Source organism: Amycolatopsis sp. (assembly GCF_036008905.1).
Taxonomy (GTDB): domain Bacteria; phylum Actinomycetota; class Actinomycetes; order Mycobacteriales; family Pseudonocardiaceae; genus Amycolatopsis.
In genome coordinates, this window is sequence record NZ_DASYMU010000211.1 from 1 (window position 1) to 18,132 (window position 18,132).

Genomic DNA, 18,132 nt, shown 5'->3' on the forward strand with positions numbered 1-18,132 from the left:
TGGGGGGTGGGTTTTGGGATTTGTGCTGGTCAGGGGGATGGATCTTGGTTAGGGGGGGTGGGTGAAAAGGGTTTGGGGCGGGCTGTAGTCTTTTGTTTGTAAGGCAACGGCGCGGGGTGGAGCAGCTCGGTAGCTCGCTGGGCTCATAACCCAGAGGTCGCAGGTTCAAATCCTGTCCCCGCTACAAAGTAAGGCCCAGATTGTGGAAACACAGTCTGGGCCTTTTTTGTGTTTCGGTTGGTTTGTGTGGGTTGGGTGCACGGGAGTGAGTATTCGATTACCGAGGGTGGCGTGCGGGTCTGTGCGGGGGTTGGGCTGATCGGAGGGTAGTGGTTGCGGTGTGTGTTCAAGTCCACTGTGGACTAGGCGGGATATTGGGCCGAATGAGCGCATCGCACTAGCCACAATGGACAGAACGGCAGACCACTGTGGACACATGCGCCCGAAAGTGGGACCGTAGACAGGTGTCCGAATTGAATGCAACAGCCGCCGCACTGCTTGGTCTGCTCCACGACGGTCCCGCCACGGGTGGGCAACTGGTCGCGGGAGCGGGTGAGCGTTTCGGAGCCTTCTTCAGTGTCACTCGCAGCCAGGTCTACCGCGAGCTTCCCGCGCTGTCCAAGGAAGGTCTCGTCCGCCTCGGCAAGCAGGGGCCGCGTTCCAGCCAGCAATACCTGATCACCGCCGCGGGTAAGAAGGCCTTCAAGACCTGGCTTTCCACCGAACCCGGACCGGATCACCTCCGCAGCCCGCTGATCCTGCGTCTCGTCCACGCCGGCTCGTTGACCGTCAAGCAGCGGACAACGTTGCTCGACTCGGCGCGCACGACCTACACGCAGGAACTCGAAGCGGCGAAGGTGGCGACGAAGTCCGCCGACGGGCCCTACGCCAAGGCGGTCGGAGAATTCGCCCAAGCGCACGCCAAAGCCGCGCTGAAACTGCTCGAATCGATCCCGCAGTCCTGAGCTCCAGCTTCACCGGCGACCCCGCGGTCGTTCCCGAGTAAGGCGGCCGCGGGTTTTGCCGTAATGTGGACCGATGTGAGCTTCGAGTTCGATACAGATCTGAAGGACCTTGCCGGCAAGCTGTCGCAGGTCGAGCAGGTGATGGATCTGGACGACCTGCGTGCGCAGGTCGCCTCCCTTGAGGAGGAGGCATCCAGCCCCAACCTGTGGGACGACCCCGACACCGCCCAGAAGGTCACCAGCCAGCTCTCGCACAGGCAGAGTGAACTGCGCCGCGTATCCGAGCTCCGGTCCCGCCTGGACGACGTGGGCGTGCTCTACGAGCTCGCCCAGGCCGAAGGAGACTCGGCGAGCCTCGCCGAAGTCGAGACCGAGTTCGCGCAGCTGTCCAAGGACATCGACGTGCTCGAGGTCCGAACTCTGCTCAACGGCGAGTACGACGACCGCAACGCGGTGGTGACCATCCGCTCCGAAGCCGGCGGCGTCGACGCGGCCGACTGGGCCGAGATGCTCATGCGGATGTACATCCGCTGGGCCGAGCGCCACGGGTACCCCACCGACGTCTACGACATCTCCTACGCCGAAGAAGCGGGCATCAAGTCCGCCACCTTCAAGGTGACCGCGCCGTACGTCTACGGCACGCTCTCGGTCGAGCAGGGCACGCACCGGCTGGTGCGCATCTCGCCGTTCGACAACCAGAGCCGCCGCCAGACCTCCTTCGCGCATGTCGAGGTGCTGCCGGAGGTCGAAGAGGTCGACCACGTCGACATCCCGGAAAAAGACATCCGCGTCGATGTCTACCGATCGTCGGGCCCCGGTGGGCAGAGCGTGAACACGACCGACTCCGCGGTACGTCTTACCCACATACCGACCGGTGTCGTTGTTTCCTGCCAGAACGAGAAATCGCAGCTGCAGAACAAGGCCGCCGCGATGAAGGTGTTGCAGGCCAAGCTGCTTCAGCGGAAGAAGATCGAAGAGCGGGCCGAAATGGACGCGCTGAAGGACGGCGGATCCAGCTGGGGCAACCAGATGCGGTCCTACGTCCTGCACCCGTACCAGATGGTCAAGGACCTGCGCACCGAGTACGAGGTGGGCAACCCGTCGGCCGTCCTGGACGGCGACATCGACGGTTTCCTCGAGTCCGGTATCCGCTGGCGCAAGCAGTCCGCGAACGCGTAATCGATTGCCACGCCGCCAATAAGCCTAGGCAACCAGGGCTTAACGGGCGGCATGGGTAGGATGCCGAATCGTGATCCGGCTCGAAGAGGTTTCCAAGGTCTACAAGACCTCGACCCGTCCCGCACTGGAAAAGGTGTCGGTCGAGATCGACAAGGGTGAGTTCGTCTTCATCATCGGCGCTTCGGGGTCGGGGAAGTCGACGTTCCTCCGTCTGCTGCTGCGTGAAGAGGTGCCGAGCAAGGGCCGCGTCCTTGTGTCCAATTTCGACGTCGCCAAGATGGCGCGGCGCAAGGTCCCGCGCCTGCGCCAGACCATCGGCTGTGTCTTCCAGGACTTCCGGTTGCTGGCCAACAAGACCGTCGCCGAGAACGTCGCGTTCGCGCTCGAGGTCATCGGCAAGCCGAAGCTGACCATCCGCAAGGTGGTCCCCGAGGTCCTCGAACTGGTCGGCCTCGAGGGCAAGGCGGACAGGCTGCCCAACGAGCTTTCCGGTGGTGAGCAGCAGCGGGTGGCGATCGCCCGCGCGTTCGTCAACCGGCCGCTGGTGCTCCTCGCCGACGAGCCGACCGGAAACCTCGACCCGGACACCAGCCAGGACATCATGTTGCTGCTGGAGCGGATCAACCGCACGGGCACCACGGTCCTGATGGCGACACATGACCACTCCATCGTCGACTCGATGCGTCGCCGGGTCGTCGAGCTGCAGCTCGGCAGGGTGATCCGAGACGACGCCCGAGGGGTGTACGGCGTGGGTCGATAACCCCCGCGCCCCACCCGGCTCCACCGCTCCGAACGCCCCCGACCCACAAGGGACAGGTCCACCCCGATGCGTGCCAGTTTCGTGTTCAGCGAGGTCCTCACCGGCCTGCGCCGCAACATCACGATGACCATCGCGATGATCATCACCACTGCGGTATCGCTCGCCACGCTTGGTGGCGGGCTGCTGGTCGTGAAGACGATCGACACCATGAAGAACAACTTCATGGCCGACGTCGAAGTGACCGTGTTCCTCACCGAGGACATCAACGCGAACGACAAGAGCTGCGCGACGCCGTTGTGTCAGCAGCTCCGCTCGGAGATCGAGAGCAATCAGGGCGTGCAGTCGGTCATCTTCGAAAACCGCGATGTCGCCTTCGAGCGCTTCAAGAAGATCTTCCAGAGCCAGCCGGAACTCGTCGGCCTGGCCCGGCCGGAGTCCCTGCCGGCATCGTTCCGCGTCAAGCTGAAGGACCCGAGCCGGGGCGCGGTCATCGTGGAGGAGCTCACCGGCAAGCCCGGGGTGTCCAAGGTCGATGACCAGAAGGTGTTCCTCGACCGTTTCTTCGGCCTGCTCAACACTGGCCGTGACCTGGCGTTCGCCGCCGCACTGGTGATGGCTATCGCGGCGCTCCTGCTGATCGCCAACACGATCCAGGTCTCGGCCTTCACCAGGCGGACAGAAGTCGGCATCATGCGCCTGGTGGGCGCGACACGCTGGTATACGCAGCTGCCGTTCCTCCTGGAGGCGGTGGTTGCCGGTGCGATCGGCGCGGTGCTGGCCGTCGGCCTGCTGCTCGTGTTGAAACTGGGGTTCCTGGACTCGGCACTGGGCATCGTCCCGGTGATCCCGCAGATTTCCATCCTGGACGTGTTCTTCCCGGTGGCGCCGATCCTGCTGGCCGTGTCCGTGCTGATCTCCGCGATCACCGGCTACGTCACGCTGCGCCTGTACGTCCGCCAGTAGCCCAGTAGCCCACACCGTCGCCCGACCACCACCCCTCACGGAAACGCTTCGCGTCGCAGTAATCGATCGCTCCCTTACAACCAAGTCACGTAGAGTCGTCATATGCCCAAAGAACGCGGCCAGAAGGTCATCGTGTCGAACCGCAAAGCGCGGCACGATTACTCCATCCTGGACACCTACGAAGCCGGTCTCGTGCTCGTCGGCACCGAGGTGAAGAGCTTGCGTGCGGGCAAGGCGTCACTGCAGGAGGCGTTCGCCACGGTCGACGACGGCGAAGTGTGGCTACGCAACGTGCACATCCCGGAGTACGTGCAGGGCACCTGGACCAACCACATGCCCCGGCGCAACCGGAAACTGCTGCTGCACCGCCGCGAGATCGAGAAGCTCATCGGCAAGACGAAGGAGAGCGGGCTCAGCATCGTCCCGCTTTCCCTGTACTTCAAGGACGGCAAGGTCAAGGTCGAGATCGCGCTGGCGAAGGGCAAGAAGTCCTACGACAAGCGGCAGGACCTGGCGAAGCGTGACGCTTCGCGCGAAGTGAGCCGAGCGATGGGCCGGGCCCTCAAGGGACGGTTTGATTGACCGGCGCCCCGGAGTCCGATGAGGACGTCCCGGCCTGGGTGGCTTCACTCGGCCTGGACGGTCTCGTCGACATCCATGTGCACTTCCTGCCCGAACCCGTGATGAACAAGGTCTGGGCGTATTTCGACCAGGCCGAAGAGCATTACGGAACGCCGTGGCCCGTCCACTACCGGACGCCGGAGAGCGAGCGGCTCGAAACGTTGCGTGCGCTCGGTGTCCGCCAGTTCGCTCCGCTGGTGTACCCGCACAAACCGGGGATGGGGGAGTGGCTGACGCAGTGGGCCCTCGACTTCGCCGAGCAGGTCCCGGAAGCGGTGCCGACGGGCACGCTCTACCCCGAGCCCTCCGCCAAGTCCTATGTGGACACCGCACTGCGGGCCGGTGCGCGCTGCTTCAAGGCCCACGTGCAGGTCGGTGCGTACGACCCGCGTGACTCGCTGCTGGACGACGCCTGGGGCGCGTTGTCGGACGCCGGCGTCCCGGTGGTTGTCCACTGTGGACACGGACCGTTACGAGGCAACCACACCGGGCTAGACGTCTTCGATGGCGTGCTCGCCAAGCACCCGCGGCTGACCGCGGTGCTCGCGCACGCCGGGATGCCCGAGTACGAGGCGGCTTTCGAGCTGTCCCGGAAGTACCCGCGGGTGTACCTGGACACCACGATGGTCGGGGTCCCGTTCACCGAGCAGATGATGCCTTCGCCGTCGGACTGGGCGGACCGCGTCGTGGAGTGTGCCGACCGGATGGTGCTGGGCACGGATTTCCCGAACATCCCGTACTCGTACGCGACGCAGCTCAAGGCGATCGCGGGCTGGGCCGAGGACCCCCGCCTGGGGGAACCCTTCCTGCGGTCGGTGCTGCACGACACCCCGGCGAAGCTGCTCGGCGGCTCGTAACCCCTAGCGTGCACGGCGGATCCGCGTCGCTTCGGTGAGGGCCAGAGCGTGGCCGAGGGTCCACGCCGACATCCTGGCCACCGGAACACGTCGGCCTGCCAGGAGGAAGCTCACAGCGGTCAGCGCGACCCACGGCACCGGGCCGGAGAACACCCCGGCGTCGACAGGTTTCGTGAAACCGTGCGCCGCCAAGCCGAGCAAACCACCCGATGCCAGCAGACCGGCGACGACCAGTTGCGGCAGGTTCGCGGTCACGGTGCCGCTCAGTTTGCTCTGCGTTTCGAACTGGCTGAACATCCGCAGCAGCCCGTAGAGCACCAGGCCGGTCGCCGCGACCCAGGCGGGAGCGACGGCCAGCCACAGTGGCGTGCCGGGTTCCGGGGTGGCGTAACCGAAGCCGAACACGGTGATCCCGGCGACCACGACCAGTGCCGGCATGTGCCAGAGGTACACGGTCATGAACCGCGGCCCGATCCAGCGCAGCGCGGTGGCCACCGGCGGATGGGCGGCGAAGGCGTTCAGAGCCGGTTTCGCGGCCAGCAGCAGGCCGATCTGGCCGACGGCGAGGAACGCGAGCACCACGGTCGGCGGGCTCATGTTGGAGACCGGTGCGCCGGGCATGCCGATCATGCTGGCCGGGTACGGGCCGAAAGCGACCATGAGCGCGGTGATTCCGAAGCCCGCGGCGGACATCGTGAGCGCGGCGCGGCGGCTGAGCGAGCCGAGGCGTCCTTCGGTGTAGTGGAAACCCAGCTGGTGCACGGCGAGCCAGACGAACACTGCGTTGGCGTAGCCGATCAGGCCGAAGTCGTTGAAGCGGGCGACGTCGATGAGCACGGCGGCACCGGCCATGACGACCGGCACGCGAAGTCCCCAGCGGCGGTGCGCGGCGACCATCAGCGGCGTCAGCAACACCGTCAGCAGGTAGACCGCGAGGAACCACAACAGCTGCGCGGCGATCGCGCCGGCGACCTGGAGTGGCTGCTCGGGAATCCCGATGTCCCGCAACAGGTCCGGCACCAGCGGCCACACCGCCATCAGTGGCAGGACAGGAAGCAACAGCCTGCGCACGCGTGCGGCCAGCCAGTCACGCGAAGACGCCGCGCGCCGCAGGGAAATCAGGTTCGCGGCGCCACCGGCGAAAAAAACTATGGGCATTACCTGCGAGGCCCAGGTCAAAAGCCACCAGCCGGGTGTCGCGAGCGCGTTGCCCGTCGCGAGTTGGCCACCGGAGTACGAGAGCACCGGCATCGTCCAGTGCTGGGTGATCACCGCGAGGATCGCGCCGGCGCGCACGACGTCGAGGAACATGTCCCGCCGGGGCTTGACTTCCGGCTTCTGACTGGTTTCCATGCCCTGAAGCCTGGTCGGCTCCGGGCCGGAAAACAGCCGGGCCAGCCGCCGTACCGATCTTCGGGTTTCCCTAGCTCTGGGGTGGGGTTCGCCCTACCCGGCCTAAGTTTCGACGACGCCGTCCTGATCGGCCACGCCGCACAGCCGGTACTCCCAGCCGCTTTCGGTGGTGTAGTCCAACGAGTAGTGCGTTTCTATCTTCGGGCCGTCGTGGAGATGAACATGCCGCATCACGGTGCCCCGCACCGGTTCGGTATCGCCGAGTTCGAGAACGCGGCCATCCAACGGTCCGCCGAAGAAGCGGATGTTCTCTTCGGACGGAGCTGCCATCGGAACTCCTTCGCTGCCACGCTTTCGCCCATGTTAGGCGAGCGAAGCGGGCGGTGCCGCCGTCAGATCGGGTGAAGAGTTTTTACCAGACAGGGCGCAGCGTAACGGTCTGTTCCCGGGACGCGTCCCCGAGAAAAGTCACAAGATCCTCGCGGAGCTTCGTCAACCTGTCTTCGCCGACAAGTCCCGCCCAATGATCCTCTGTTTTCCGCGAAAGCGCGACAACTTGTTCGATGCACTGCCAGCCGCGGGGCGACAGCGTGATCAGGCGGCTGCGGCGATCGGTGGGATGCGGTGTTCTCTCGACGTAGCCCCGTTTCTCGAGCTCGTCCACCAGTTGGACGGCCGCCTGCTTGGTGATGCCGAGGTGTTCGCCGAGCTCGACCGCCGTCGCGCCCGAGCGGTGGGACAGGAAGTGGAAGGCGAACCCGTGTGCCGGCCGGACGTCGGTGAAACCGTCGGCGGCGAGCTGGCCGTGGATCTGATCCATGATCGCGCGGAAGCTCATCGCGAGCAGGGCGGGCAGGTCGCCTTGAAGCATCACTAAACTCCTACTTGGTCAACTAGCTTGACTACTTTGGTCAACCAGGTTTACCTTTTACTCGTCAATCTACTTGACCATCTGGAGGATCTCATGACACTCGCGACCTTGTCCGAAGCCCCCGTGATCGAGAACGGGAGCTTTGTCTTCCGGCCGTTGGCCGTGCCCAGCCGCGGCTCCGCTGAGCTGGCGATCTGGTCGCTCGACGTCGCTCCAGGCGCCGGACACCCACCTGCGGCTCAGCAACCCCGGAACCGAGCCCGCGCTGCTGACGGTGTGCACGTCGAAGGGGATGCTGGGCAGCCTGAACGGCCAGACGATCGCGCCGCCGTGGGCGCAATAGTTACGTGCGGCCGAGGTAGGTGAGCACGGCCCGCACGCGGCGGTGTTCGACCGAGCTGGCCTCGAGGCCGAGCTTCGCGAAGATGTTGCCGATGTGCTTTTCCACCGCGCCGTGCGAGACGACGAGCGAGTTGGCGATGGCCGTGTTGGACAGGCCTTGGGCCATCAGGCCGAGCACCTCGGACTCGCGGGCCGTCAACGCGTCGAGCGGGTTCTTGCGGCCGCGGGCCATCAGCTGGGCGATCACGTCGGGATCGATCGCGGTGCCACCGGCGGCCACCCGGCGGACGGCGTCGATGAAGTCGTTGACGTCGGCGACACGTTCCTTGAGCAGATAGCCGACCCCGCCGGCACCGCCGGAAAGCAGCTCCACGGCGTAGCTTTCCTCGACGTACTGCGAAAGCACCAGCACCGGCAGCCCGGGAATGGCCTCGCGGGCACCGATCGCGGCACGCAGGCCTTCGTCGGTGAAGGTGGGCGGCATCCGCACGTCCACGATCGCCAGATCCGGCCGATGTTCGGTGACCGCGCCGAGCAGGTCGTCGCCGTTGTCCACGGCGGCGACCGCTTCGATGCCTTCGTCGGCCAGCAGCCGAATAAGCCCGGCCCGAAGGAGGACTGCGTCCTCCGCGATCACTACCCGCATGCGGGCCCCCAGTGTCGTGAGTGTTTCGTGGTGTTCAGAACACCGCTATTCACTCACGAACGGGTCACCAGGTACACGGCAGGTCGGCCCGGATCACCGTCGGCCCGCCCTGCGGGCTGACCACGGTGATGACGCCGTCGATGGTCGCCGCGCGGTCCGCCAGGCCCGCCAGGCCGCCACCCGGCCTGATCTCCGCGCCGCCGTGGCCGTTGTCGGTGATCTCGACGACGATCGTTTCGTCGCTCCGCCACACCTTCACCCCGGCCTCGGTCGCGCCGGCGTGCTTGGCGATGTTGGTCAGCGTCTCGCCCACGATGAAGTACGCGGTGGTTTCGACCGCCGCGGGCGGACGCCGATCGATGGTCACCTCGACGTCGACGTGGATCGGCGACTTCGCGGCCTGTGCCGACAGCGCGGCGTCGAGGCCACGGTCGCCGAGCACGGCCGGGTAGATGCCCCGGGCCAGGTCACGCAGCTCCGACACCGCGAGCTTCGCGTCCATGTGCGCTTCGTCGATCAGCTCGCGCACTGCGTCCGGGTCGTTGTCGAACTTCGACTTCGCCCGCCCGAGGCTCATCGCCACCGCGACCAGGCGCTGCTGGGCGCCGTCGTGCAGGTCACGCTCGATGCGGCGACGTTCGGCTTCGGCGGCGTCGACCCCGCGGGCGCGGGACGACTGGAGCCGCTGGGCCTTGATCTCGAGCCGTTTCGTCTGGTTCGGGCCGAGCAGGCTGATCGCCAGCTGCCCGTGTGCCCAGCCGATCCACGGCACCACCCAGATCGCCAGCGGCAACAGCGGGATCGCGGCCACGCCGATGGCGAACTCGGCCACGCCGAGCGGGAAGACGATGATCAGGTAGAGAAGGTCACGCCAGGTCGTCGGGTCGGTTAGGCGGGTCTGCCACCTGCGCAACAGGCTCGCGCCCTCGGTAGGCAGCCGCTCGGCGTCGGGAACCGGAGTGTTCAGCGCCTTGCGCAGCCAGCGGCGCTCGACGTCGGCCGACCAGCGCACGTACCCGGTGGTGGCGATGAGGATCGGGATGCCGATCCAGACCACCACCGTGCTGATACCGACGGCCATCCCGGTGACGATGAGGACGAACTGGATGATGCGGAGCACGAAACTCGCCAGCATGAACCCCATCGCCCGGAAGGGATTGGGCCTTGGCTGCTCCAGCGTCGCCGGTCGTTCGGCCATCACACCCTGCTCATCTCGTCGGCGTCTTCCCACGCGTTTTCCATGCGACGCCGCTGCGCCACCGTCGGGCCGAGCATCGCCGTCGCCAGGCGAGCGTGGAACCCGCCCATCGCGCGGGTCAGCGCGATGGACAGGGCGATGAACAAGACCCCCAGTGCCGCCCACGGTAGCGCCTCGACCGTCGAGTCGACGGTGAGCCAGCGAACGTTCCACGCGGGGAAGTGGTAAGCACCCTCAGGAAGGAAGCGGAAGTAGATCGGCAGGCCCGCGAGCGCCAAACTGGTCGACCAGAACGTCACGACCAGCGTGAACTCGATGATCCCGAGCGGGAACAACACGAAGAAGTACCCGATGTCGCGCCACGTCGAACCGTCCTTCAGCCGCGCCGTCCACCGCAGCTTCTGCGACCCGACCGGCAACGGCAGGTACGGCAGCGGGATGTAGGTGTCGAGCAGCGCGTAAACCCGGGCCCGCTCCACCTTCGCCGCGCCGCGAGCCACCAGGATCGCGATCGCCGCGATGGGCAGCCCCACCCACACGATCACCGTGCCGACACCCGTCACGAGCAGCGTGAAGAGCACCGTGAAGCCGGCGATCCCGAGGGGCAGGTTCATCAGCAGATACACCAGCGAACCGCCGACCGGCGCGTTCTGCCGGTGACCGTCGTGCTCGACCGGTAGCGAGGTCATGGCCGGCTCCTTCCTTTTGGTGACAGGAACCAGCATGACCTGCGCGGACCCCCACCTGCCATGGTGCGCACGGGCATCCGCGGGGTGGGGTTAGCCCCACCCCGGGCGGCGGGAAATATCCCGTTTGCCGGGGGCGTTATGATGAAGAGGTTGCATACACAACCCAGCGGGGGTGAACGGTTTCGACTTTGGACGTTGATTCAGGTGAAGCGTGCCAGTGCAGGCGAGAGACCACTGTAAGCGTCATCGCAACCTATAAGCGCCAAGGCTAATGCCCAGCGCGACTTCGCACTTGCTGCCTAAGTAGCAGTGTGAGTCTGTCGGTCCGGGAGTTCCTCCGGCTCGGGTACCGGCATCAGCAAGGAGGATCACCGCCAGGCTCGGCTACGGGGTCTGGTTGGGAAACAAACAGTGGCTGGGCTCGTCGCATCGGCTTGTTCGCGTGACCGATGGGGCCAAGTAGAGACTTAGCGGACTGCGCACGGAGAAGCCCTGATGAACCGCCAGAGGACCCGGGTTCAATTCCCGGCACCTCCACCGATGTGGTCCTGCCCCTCGGGGCGGGGTCGCCCCGCTGAGACGAACGAGAGCGGCTCCTTCCTTCGGGAAGGGGCCGCTTTTGTTTTCGCTGACCTGAAGCTCGTTTCTTCTTGATCTTTGTTCCTAGTGGCGGTGGTGCCATCCAGGGGTTTGGCGGCCTACAGGCGCTCCAAGCCGTCTCGAACCCGGGCCAGGAAGTCGAGGTCACGGGGAGGCGTTGTCAGGGGACGATGAGGAGGTTTTGGTGATGGTTTGCGTGGGCGGTATGGCAAACCAACCTCGGTGCGTTCGTAGACGGCTAGCTCAGCCCAGATGACCCGTCCCCGCGGAGCGACGGATGAGCCCCAGTTGCTGGCGAGCGCGTCGACTAGGCCAAGGCCGGAGTCTGGGGGTAGTTCGACATTGTCGGCCAGCGCGAGCGCTTCGGGGTGCGCGTCGGTGACCTCGAAGACGATGTGCCGCTGATAGCCGAGCATCCGCAGTCTGATCGGGTTGAGTTCGGTGATGTCCGACCAGCTCGTCTCCTCGGCCGGGCCGGTTGCGTCGATGGACAGGGTCACCAGTTCGACGGCGACGGCTTCCATGTGGTCTTCGATGAACAGGGCGTGCCACCGGCGCAGCGTGTCAGCGATGAACATCCGGGCAACGGGGATAGCCGTGGGCAGTGCCACCAGGTCGAGTGAGTCATGGAACCGAGGTTCTTCACGCATTCGGGGTACCTCGGTGTGGGTGGGTAGTTCACCGCTTACCTGAGCGAGCGCGTTCATCGCGGTGTCCAGAGCAGGCTTGAGCGCTTGACCAGCGATGGTGCACCCGGTTGACCTGGTTCCGGCAAGCTAAGCAACTCGTAGACGACCTCTTGCAGGTCGGAACCCTCTTTCGACCAGACGCAGCCGCCGCCGTAGGAGTCATCGAGCACGCGGGCGGCGCTGACGTTGGTGCGGTCGAAGATGAACAGGGCGTCGGTGTACTGCTGGCGGCTGTAACTTCCGGCGATTCCAACCGCTTCGCCTTCGTCGTGTAGCGCGCGAATGACCCAGCCGGCCTGGCGGGCGGTCACCAGAGCCTGGAGTTCGGGGTAGAGGCGGACCGCTTCCTCATCGGTGGCGGAGGCGTTCACGAGCTCAGCACCTCGCTCGGCGTGAGAAGTGCCGCCAGTCGATTGCGAATCAGCGCCGCGGACTGCTCTGGTGGCCGACTACTGCAGTCGACCCGCAAGATGTCAAAACCAGTCGCAGCAAGGGTTTCGGTGGCCTGCCGGTAGTACTCGACTTCATGGTGACTGCTGTCCGGGGCGAGCTGGAAGCGGTTGTGCGGGCCACGCTCACTCAGCCGCTGGGTGATCACATCGGGGTCAGCTTCGAGGATGATGGCCAGATCAGGCCGTTCTACTTCCTCGTTAAGCTGCCAAAGGAACTCGCGGTCGACGCCGTCGAAGCGCTGAACGACCAGGCCAGAGGCGACGTACCGGTCGGAAATGACGATGTGTCCCGACCTGATGAGTGGCTTGATCTCCGCCTCAACGTGGTGGTAGCGATCGGCCGCGTACAAGCAGGCCAAGGCGTGGCCGGTCACGGTCTCGGTCAGCTCCCAAGCCAGCTTGCCGATGGAGCTTGTGGACGGTTCTGCTGTGACGTGCACATGTTCGCCCTGTGCCACGAGCATTTGAGCGAGGTGGCGAACGATGGTCGTCTTTCCTGCGCCGCCCGGTCCGTCGACGCTGATGAACAAGCCGCGCTTGCAGTCAGAAGAGCGCTGGGGCGTCATCTTGGCTCCCTCCTGTCGGCTGGTTGCGGAGTTCTTCCAACGTCCGCCGGCCTGCGAGATGGACGAAGAGCCTTGCCGTAACCAGCGCGTCGTATCCAGCCCGATGCGGCTTGAGGTCTGGGGCCAGATTCGTGGCCAGGTCGAAGTTGTCCACGAGCGAACCAAGCTTGTAGCTGCTCGTGCCAGGTAGTAAGCGTCGGGCGAGCTTGAGCGTGTCGAACACCTCGGGGCATATCCAGTCGCCGAGCTTGCGCTGCAGCACGCCGACATCGACATGCGCGTTGTGGGCGATCAGAGCGTCGACATCGAGCGTCCCCCGCACCTGATGGGCAACGTCCGCGAAGGTGTCAGCGTGCTCAACCTCATCGTTCGTGATCCCGTGGATACGCCGAGCGAACGAGGTAATCGGCTGCTCGGGTCGGACTATCCACTCCATCGGCTCCCCGACGATTCCGCCGACGATCGGCACGGCTGCCAGCTCGACCAAATCGGGCGGCTGCTGACCGTTGCCTTCGACGTCGACAACCACGTAGTTGAGCTTCTTCCAGTCAGTCATGAGATAGGTGTTTCCTTCCAACCGATGTCCGCGCGGCCGTGTCGGTTCGCGTGGTGCGGGTGGCGTGCGTCGTGCACCTGGAAGCCGAGAGCGTGCTGCAGGAAATAGCGCGGCTGTTCGACGGCTAGGCCGGATACGACGGCCGCCCGTTCGCTGATGCTGCCGACCTGAATCCTGTCGGCCTCGGGCAACACGCGGGCAATCTGGTGAATGTCCTCGGCAGTCGGCACGCTGTGGGCACTTGCACACAGTTCGAGCTGACTCAGTGGACAGATGTCGCAGAGCTCCCGGATGCCGTAGTGGCCGTTGTAATCCGGCAGATTGTGCGCGTACGACACGGCGCAGGACGTCTTGCGGAACAAGGCCGATGAGTTCGAGAAGACGTCGAGCACGCGTTGTTCAAGCGTCTCGGGCACGATCTTGCGGCGGGCTGTGTCGCCGTACGGCTCGGGGAGCTTGTTGGCCTTGTAGTACTCGGCGATCTGGTCGCGGTAGAACATGCCGGTGAAGACGGTGGCATCAGCGTACTGGCTCAACGCATGCGCGGCGGCCAGGTGCTCATCGGTGTCGTTCAAGCCCGGCACGAGCGGGCGCCAGTACAGGACTGTTCGGTACTTGCGTTTTGAGGGCGCGCTCATGAATTTGAGGGAGTCGGCCGCGACATGTGAGGGATACGGCTCGATGTCCTTGTTGTCGATGCCGGAGTAGGTGAACAGCAACGTCACCTTGAGGTGCTGGAGCCGGTTGAGCCGGCCGATGTCCTCGGTCTTCAGCTGATGCCGCGTGATCACCAAGACGTGGTTGGTCAGCTCACGAGCATCCAGGTCTTCGAGCACAGCGAAGATGTGGGGGCGCACCTTCGGCAAGAACGGCTCGGTGGCCCGGTTGAACAACTGGATCGGCGTGACGTGCGGCTGGAAGTAGCGGTGATTGACCAGCTCTTCAACGGCCGCGGCATCGGTCATGAGCGCTCGCGGCTGGTTTTCGTCCCACAGGCCGTAGGTGTGCCGGATGCAGTAGGCGCAGCCGAGCGGACAGCCTTGGATGTGGTTGAGGGACAGTCCGCTCTTGCGGTACTCGACAACCTCCCGAGCGCGCTCGGGCAGACGGGCAATTTGCTCGCGACTGAGCAAAGGGATAGGGATCATCAGACGGCTCTTCTCCAAGGTCAGCGAGGTGGGCGCTTCTGGAGAGTAAGCAGACGGATACAACGCCGCCAGAAAATTTCTCAGTTTTTCTCGAAAAACTTTGAGATTAGTAATTCGTGGAAATTACGAGCCCGAGGATTCGGCCTCGGCGGCCAGTTCTTCCATGACGCGGGTGATGATCGCTCTGGCTGCCGCACCGTAACTGGCGACGGCGGCCAGGTGTTCGAAGATGCCCGTATACAGTTCGATCTCCTGCGGCTGGCGAAGATTGATCTCAGCCGAGTACGACTCGAACTGAACAACGTGATCGTCGTAGACCCAGAAGCCGTGCCGGGGATCGGTGACGTACTGAGTCTCGAAGCCGATGATCCCGAGCTTGACGTTGCGCATGGTGGAGATTGCCATCAGGCGGTCGAGCTGGCCAAGCATGATGTCGGCCGAGACCAGCCGGTAGCGAAGGGCCGCTTCAGTCAGAACGAAGTGAAAGCGTTTGTCCGGCCGGTACAGCATCTCCTGCCGCTGCATCCGCGCCTTGACGGCCTCGTTGATGTCGTTGGGTACCTTGTGCACCATGACGACCTGAGCGAAGCGAGCTCGGGCATACTCCGGGGTCTGGATCAGGCCAGGGATCACCGTGTTCTCGAAGCCGCGGTAAAACTTAGTCTTTTCGTCCAGCTGCGACAGCGTGAGCTGATGAGCCCTCATGCCCGCCTTGAGTACCCGATTCCACTCGGCATGTTGCTGCTCAAGATTGTGAAGTGCAGCGAGAAGGCTGGCCGTTTGGGCTTCCGAGTTAGTAGCTCTTGCCCAATCCCTGATGTCGGCATCGGTCGGCGACTGCTTGCCGTTCTCGATCTTCGAGATTTTGGAACCTACCCATGACAAAGACTCCGCGAGCTCTTTGCCGGATACCTTCGCGGCTACCCGAAGCTCGCGGAGCCGTTTGCCTAGCGCGTTGCGCGCTTCGTCAACGCCGGTCGTCCCGTTGCTCATGCTTGGCGACAAACTCATCTCGCTCGATGGCGTGATGCTGAGCGGCATCGCGCCAGTAGTTGTGCTGAACAATCTCGGCTGGGTCTTCGATGATCTCCCCGCCAAGGAACTGGTCGTCGTCGGTGAAGCGCATCTTGAGTAGCTTGCGAGAGTCGAACAGCCAGTAGTCGTACTTCGGTAGGTCGGCCGCCTGCTCGCGCGTGATGTAGCGGATATCGTCACCCGCTTCTCGGGTGTACCCCGCAATCCACATGGCGAAGCGGGTGTAGTCGGTGAGCGGGAAGCTCACCACCCGGACTCGTGAGAAGAGGCGTCCTTCGGCCGTGGCCTGGTGCACCATGTTCGACCAGTTCTCGTGGTATGAGACGTCCGGGTCTCCGGCGAGGAACTTGCTGAGCGGCTCGGCTTCACGAGGGATGTTGTACTGATCGCGCATCTCCAGCCGGTAGGCCGTGTGCTCGAAGGTCTCGAAGAGCTTGGTGAACTCCGGGCCTGGCTCGATGAGGGTCAGTTGTCCGTTCCCTTCTCTTCGGCGTAGCGGCGGGCGTAGAACTTCAGTACATCTTCGGGGATCTCGATCAGAGTCTCGTGGTCGGGTACGGGGCCGACGTCGGCGAGCACCTGAGGGTCGGTCACCTTCCAGCCTTGGGCGATATAGGTGACGCGGTCGGTCCTGTCGGTGGCAAACAGGGTCGGGGACGCACCTTCCGTCGACTCTGGGTCTTTGCCAAGAAACTGGGCGCGCATAGGGTCTCCTTGCTCGAAGTTGGAGAAATCTGCTCGTTCATCGTGACCCAGGGGGCGAGGTTCGTCAACAAGGACTGGCCGATGCTGTTGATCACGGTGCTGACGTGCAAAAACGGTGTCCTCACGGCGTGCATCGATGAAATTGTTGTCCTGGAGGACGATCTGTTCCAGTCTGATCGCGTCCTTCTTCATCAGTTCGATGAGTCCGAATCGTCGACCGTTCGGGATACATCGCTCAATTCCTGCGAAGCACGGCACCATGCCTTTGCTGGATCATCGAGCGCGGCCTCACCCACCGTGTCGGCCTGTCGCCTACGGTATGCGGCCTGCCGGCACGAGTTGGAGCAGTACTCGCGGGGTCTGCCCATAGACCCGACCACCGAGATCTTCTGTTGAAGGCAATGCCCACACGGTCTGAGGAGGTTCACTCCGTGTCTGGCCCCGATGTCGCGCACCGCGCGGGAGCTTTGCCAGTCCAGATCCTCCCGAACTAAACCGCTCTCCGCTATAGCCCTGGACAACTGCTTGCGAGCCCCGGCGAGCATGCTGCGCACATGGCCGAGATAGTCGTAGTTTGGTATGACGTTTTTGCTGCTTGCTTTAAGAAAGCGCACCAAGCCTGCTATGGGCACCTCGAAGCTGTCGCGTAAGACGATGAAGACGGCATCAATCTCATCCAACTCATCGAGTGCGAAGCCGAGTACGTCGTCGTCGCCGGAACGGATGGCGGCATTGGCGGTAGGGTCGCTCGGATTCACATGAGCCCTCTCGAGGTCGAGCGGGGGCGGCTGATCCTACCCAGGACACCAGGCAAGGCGCCGAGTACCGCCGCCAGATCACAGGGCTTCGCTCGGTTGATGGCTGCCGAGGAGATGACTCGGATAGTGCGCATCGCGTACAAGGTCGTCGCACACCATGTGCCCAATGCCACGGTTGCGAGCACGGGGGCGGTCTCGTTGATCGGGTGCATATTTGTCTCCTGACGTGAAAGGGCCCCCGTGTTGAAACACGGAGGCCCTGGAAACGAAAAAAGCCCCTGGTGGCGATTGCCAAGGGGCTTCACAGGCATAAACCTGCCCGCAGGAAGAAGCTACCAGATGACGTGGGCAGCTTGCGATGAACATGCCTGTTGCGTCTTTGCAGCTCAGGGGTCTCCGGTTACTAACTCCCATTAACTTTTCTTTTCGTAACACCCTCTTGTTGATCTTGCGGCAAACGATGTTGGTCAGGATCGCTTGAGTGTGCTCGTTGGGCGGTGGTTTTGTGCGGGGACGCCACGGAGACGATCTCCGCAGGCTCATGACCGGGCTGCAGCAAGCGGTTCGTGCCGGGACGTCGGAGGCGGCTGAGCGTTACTTGCGGATACTGCTGCTAGGGCTCCGGCCGTACCGCTTATTCGCCGGTGGTGTGGTCGGCGAGTTCGCGGGCGATGTCCAGGTGGCCGACGTGCCTGGCGTACTCCTGCAGAACGTGGAACAGGATCCAGGCCAGCGTCGGCCGCTCGTCGTCCGGGCCGAAGCGGCCGCCTAGGGCCGCGTGGTCTTCCAAAAGTGCATTGGCTGCGATCGCGCGTGAGCGTGCGCACTGCTCAAGGAAGAAAGCCTTGACGGTGTCGAAGGTTTCGTCTGGGGCGAGGAACCAGTTGTCCGAGGAATCGTGGTCACCCCAGGGTTCCGCGATCGCCTCGGCGGTGAAACCCCAACGCAGCCAACGCAATTCGACGTACGCCAGATGTTTGAGCATCGCCAGCGGTACCCAGCCCGACGGGAGGCGGCTCGACCACAACGCTTCGTCGGAGAGGCCGTCCAGTTTGCGGAGGGCCGCGTCGCGGTAGAAGTCGAGGTAGCCCGTGAGTAGTTCACTGGGATTGCTCAGGGTTCTGGCGGGTTCGGTCATGGGCACAGTTTTGCCTGGTTTCCGGGTCCGCCGCCAGTCTC

Annotated in this window: 23 protein-coding genes, 1 tRNA gene and 1 other RNA gene; 9 read left to right on the forward strand and 16 right to left on the reverse strand. The window is 64.2% G+C overall.

Going from position 1 to position 18,132, the window contains the following annotated elements; translation table 11 throughout:
- The first annotated feature begins 110 nt into the window (after window positions 1-110).
- The 7 genes from VGP60_RS34145 to VGP60_RS34175 all read left to right on the forward strand — a co-directional run bounded on the left by VGP60_RS34145 (window position 111) and on the right by VGP60_RS34175 (window position 5,345).
- Window positions 111-184 (forward strand) — tRNA-Met (locus tag VGP60_RS34145).
- A 280-nt stretch (window positions 185-464) separates the two neighbouring features.
- The gene (locus VGP60_RS34150) at window positions 465-965 is read left to right on the forward strand and encodes a PadR family transcriptional regulator (RefSeq protein ID WP_327552307.1); all 501 of its coding nucleotides are present in this window, start codon (window positions 465-467) and stop codon (window positions 963-965) included.
- A gap of 75 nt (window positions 966-1,040) precedes the next feature.
- Window positions 1,041-2,144 carry a peptide chain release factor 2 gene (gene prfB / locus VGP60_RS34155; RefSeq protein WP_327552308.1) on the forward strand — a complete coding sequence of 368 codons (1,104 nt, stop codon included), beginning with the start codon at window positions 1,041-1,043 and terminating at the stop codon, window positions 2,142-2,144.
- Between the two features lie 70 nt (window positions 2,145-2,214).
- Window positions 2,215-2,904 carry a cell division ATP-binding protein FtsE gene (gene ftsE, locus VGP60_RS34160; protein WP_327552309.1) on the forward strand — a complete coding sequence of 230 codons (690 nt, stop codon included), beginning with the start codon at window positions 2,215-2,217 and terminating at the stop codon, window positions 2,902-2,904.
- Between the two features lie 66 nt (window positions 2,905-2,970).
- Window positions 2,971-3,867 (forward strand): permease-like cell division protein FtsX, encoded by an 897-nt coding sequence (ftsX, locus tag VGP60_RS34165; protein ID WP_327552310.1) that lies wholly within the window; start codon window positions 2,971-2,973, stop codon window positions 3,865-3,867.
- Between the two features lie 102 nt (window positions 3,868-3,969).
- Window positions 3,970-4,449, forward strand: coding sequence for an SsrA-binding protein SmpB (gene smpB / locus VGP60_RS34170; protein WP_327552311.1), 480 nt, complete (start codon window positions 3,970-3,972; stop codon window positions 4,447-4,449).
- Window positions 4,446-5,345, forward strand: a complete 900-nt coding sequence (locus VGP60_RS34175; protein WP_327552312.1) for an amidohydrolase family protein — start codon at window positions 4,446-4,448, stop codon at window positions 5,343-5,345. The genes smpB and VGP60_RS34175 overlap by 4 nt, the downstream gene beginning before the upstream one ends.
- A 3-nt stretch (window positions 5,346-5,348) precedes the next feature.
- On the opposite strand, the gene VGP60_RS34180 is transcribed toward VGP60_RS34175, so the two are convergent.
- The 3 genes from VGP60_RS34180 to VGP60_RS34190 form a co-directional block, all read right to left on the reverse strand.
- Window positions 5,349-6,698 carry an acyltransferase gene (locus VGP60_RS34180; RefSeq protein WP_327552313.1) on the reverse strand — a complete coding sequence of 450 codons (1,350 nt, stop codon included), beginning with the start codon at window positions 6,696-6,698 and terminating at the stop codon, window positions 5,349-5,351.
- Between the two features lie 102 nt (window positions 6,699-6,800).
- Complete coding sequence (locus VGP60_RS34185) at window positions 6,801-7,028, reverse strand: hypothetical protein (RefSeq protein ID WP_327552314.1); 228 nt, start codon at window positions 7,026-7,028, stop codon at window positions 6,801-6,803.
- A gap of 82 nt (window positions 7,029-7,110) precedes the next feature.
- A complete protein-coding gene (locus VGP60_RS34190; RefSeq protein WP_327552315.1) occupies window positions 7,111-7,569 on the reverse strand; it encodes a MarR family winged helix-turn-helix transcriptional regulator in 459 nt (152 codons plus the stop codon).
- Between the two features lie 142 nt (window positions 7,570-7,711).
- Here VGP60_RS34190 and VGP60_RS34195 point away from each other — a divergent pair, with 142 nt between their 5' ends.
- Window positions 7,712-7,912: a hypothetical protein gene (locus VGP60_RS34195; RefSeq protein ID WP_327552316.1), complete on the forward strand. Its 201-nt coding sequence runs from the start codon at window positions 7,712-7,714 to the stop codon at window positions 7,910-7,912.
- Here VGP60_RS34195 and VGP60_RS34200 read toward each other — a convergent pair whose 3' ends face one another.
- The 3 genes from VGP60_RS34200 to VGP60_RS34210 all read right to left on the reverse strand — a co-directional run bounded on the left by VGP60_RS34200 (window position 7,913) and on the right by VGP60_RS34210 (window position 10,444).
- The gene (locus VGP60_RS34200; RefSeq protein WP_327552317.1) at window positions 7,913-8,557 is read right to left on the reverse strand and encodes a response regulator transcription factor; all 645 of its coding nucleotides are present in this window, start codon (window positions 8,555-8,557) and stop codon (window positions 7,913-7,915) included.
- A gap of 64 nt (window positions 8,558-8,621) precedes the next feature.
- Complete coding sequence (locus VGP60_RS34205) at window positions 8,622-9,755, reverse strand: sensor histidine kinase (RefSeq protein ID WP_327552318.1); 1,134 nt, start codon at window positions 9,753-9,755, stop codon at window positions 8,622-8,624.
- Window positions 9,755-10,444: a sensor domain-containing protein gene (locus tag VGP60_RS34210; RefSeq protein WP_327552319.1), complete on the reverse strand. Its 690-nt coding sequence runs from the start codon at window positions 10,442-10,444 to the stop codon at window positions 9,755-9,757. Before VGP60_RS34210 ends, VGP60_RS34205 begins: the two co-directional genes overlap by 1 nt.
- Before the next feature lie 168 nt (window positions 10,445-10,612).
- Here VGP60_RS34210 and ssrA point away from each other — a divergent pair.
- Window positions 10,613-10,984: a transfer-messenger RNA gene (gene ssrA, locus VGP60_RS34215) on the forward strand.
- A 158-nt stretch (window positions 10,985-11,142) separates the two neighbouring features.
- On the opposite strand, the gene VGP60_RS34220 is transcribed toward ssrA, so the two are convergent.
- From VGP60_RS34220 to VGP60_RS34265, 10 genes are all read right to left on the reverse strand, one after another.
- Complete coding sequence (locus tag VGP60_RS34220) at window positions 11,143-11,694, reverse strand: hypothetical protein (protein ID WP_327552320.1); 552 nt, start codon at window positions 11,692-11,694, stop codon at window positions 11,143-11,145.
- Window positions 11,695-11,747: 53 nt separating this feature from the next.
- Window positions 11,748-12,104: a hypothetical protein gene (locus tag VGP60_RS34225; RefSeq protein ID WP_327552321.1), complete on the reverse strand. Its 357-nt coding sequence runs from the start codon at window positions 12,102-12,104 to the stop codon at window positions 11,748-11,750.
- A complete protein-coding gene (gene tmk, locus VGP60_RS34230; protein ID WP_327552322.1) occupies window positions 12,101-12,751 on the reverse strand; it encodes a dTMP kinase in 651 nt (216 codons plus the stop codon). The genes VGP60_RS34225 and tmk overlap by 4 nt, the downstream gene beginning before the upstream one ends.
- Complete coding sequence (locus VGP60_RS34235) at window positions 12,729-13,307, reverse strand: PolC-type DNA polymerase III (RefSeq protein ID WP_327552323.1); 579 nt, start codon at window positions 13,305-13,307, stop codon at window positions 12,729-12,731. The genes tmk and VGP60_RS34235 overlap by 23 nt, the downstream gene beginning before the upstream one ends.
- Window positions 13,304-14,455, reverse strand: a complete 1,152-nt coding sequence (locus VGP60_RS34240) for a radical SAM protein (protein ID WP_327552324.1) — start codon at window positions 14,453-14,455, stop codon at window positions 13,304-13,306. The genes VGP60_RS34235 and VGP60_RS34240 overlap by 4 nt, the downstream gene beginning before the upstream one ends.
- 123 nt (window positions 14,456-14,578) lie before the next feature.
- Complete coding sequence (locus VGP60_RS34245; protein ID WP_327552325.1) at window positions 14,579-15,448, reverse strand: helix-turn-helix transcriptional regulator; 870 nt, start codon at window positions 15,446-15,448, stop codon at window positions 14,579-14,581.
- Complete coding sequence (locus VGP60_RS34250) at window positions 15,423-15,959, reverse strand: DUF6879 family protein (protein ID WP_327552329.1); 537 nt, start codon at window positions 15,957-15,959, stop codon at window positions 15,423-15,425. The genes VGP60_RS34245 and VGP60_RS34250 overlap by 26 nt, the downstream gene beginning before the upstream one ends.
- Window positions 15,956-16,387 (reverse strand): hypothetical protein, encoded by a 432-nt coding sequence (locus VGP60_RS34255; protein ID WP_327552326.1) that lies wholly within the window; start codon window positions 16,385-16,387, stop codon window positions 15,956-15,958. Before VGP60_RS34255 ends, VGP60_RS34250 begins: the two co-directional genes overlap by 4 nt.
- Window positions 16,387-16,953: a hypothetical protein gene (locus VGP60_RS34260; RefSeq protein WP_327552327.1), complete on the reverse strand. Its 567-nt coding sequence runs from the start codon at window positions 16,951-16,953 to the stop codon at window positions 16,387-16,389. The genes VGP60_RS34255 and VGP60_RS34260 overlap by 1 nt, the downstream gene beginning before the upstream one ends.
- Window positions 16,954-17,587: 634 nt before the next feature.
- Window positions 17,588-18,091: a DinB family protein gene (locus VGP60_RS34265; RefSeq protein WP_327552328.1), complete on the reverse strand. Its 504-nt coding sequence runs from the start codon at window positions 18,089-18,091 to the stop codon at window positions 17,588-17,590.
- Window positions 18,092-18,132: the final 41 nt, after the last annotated feature.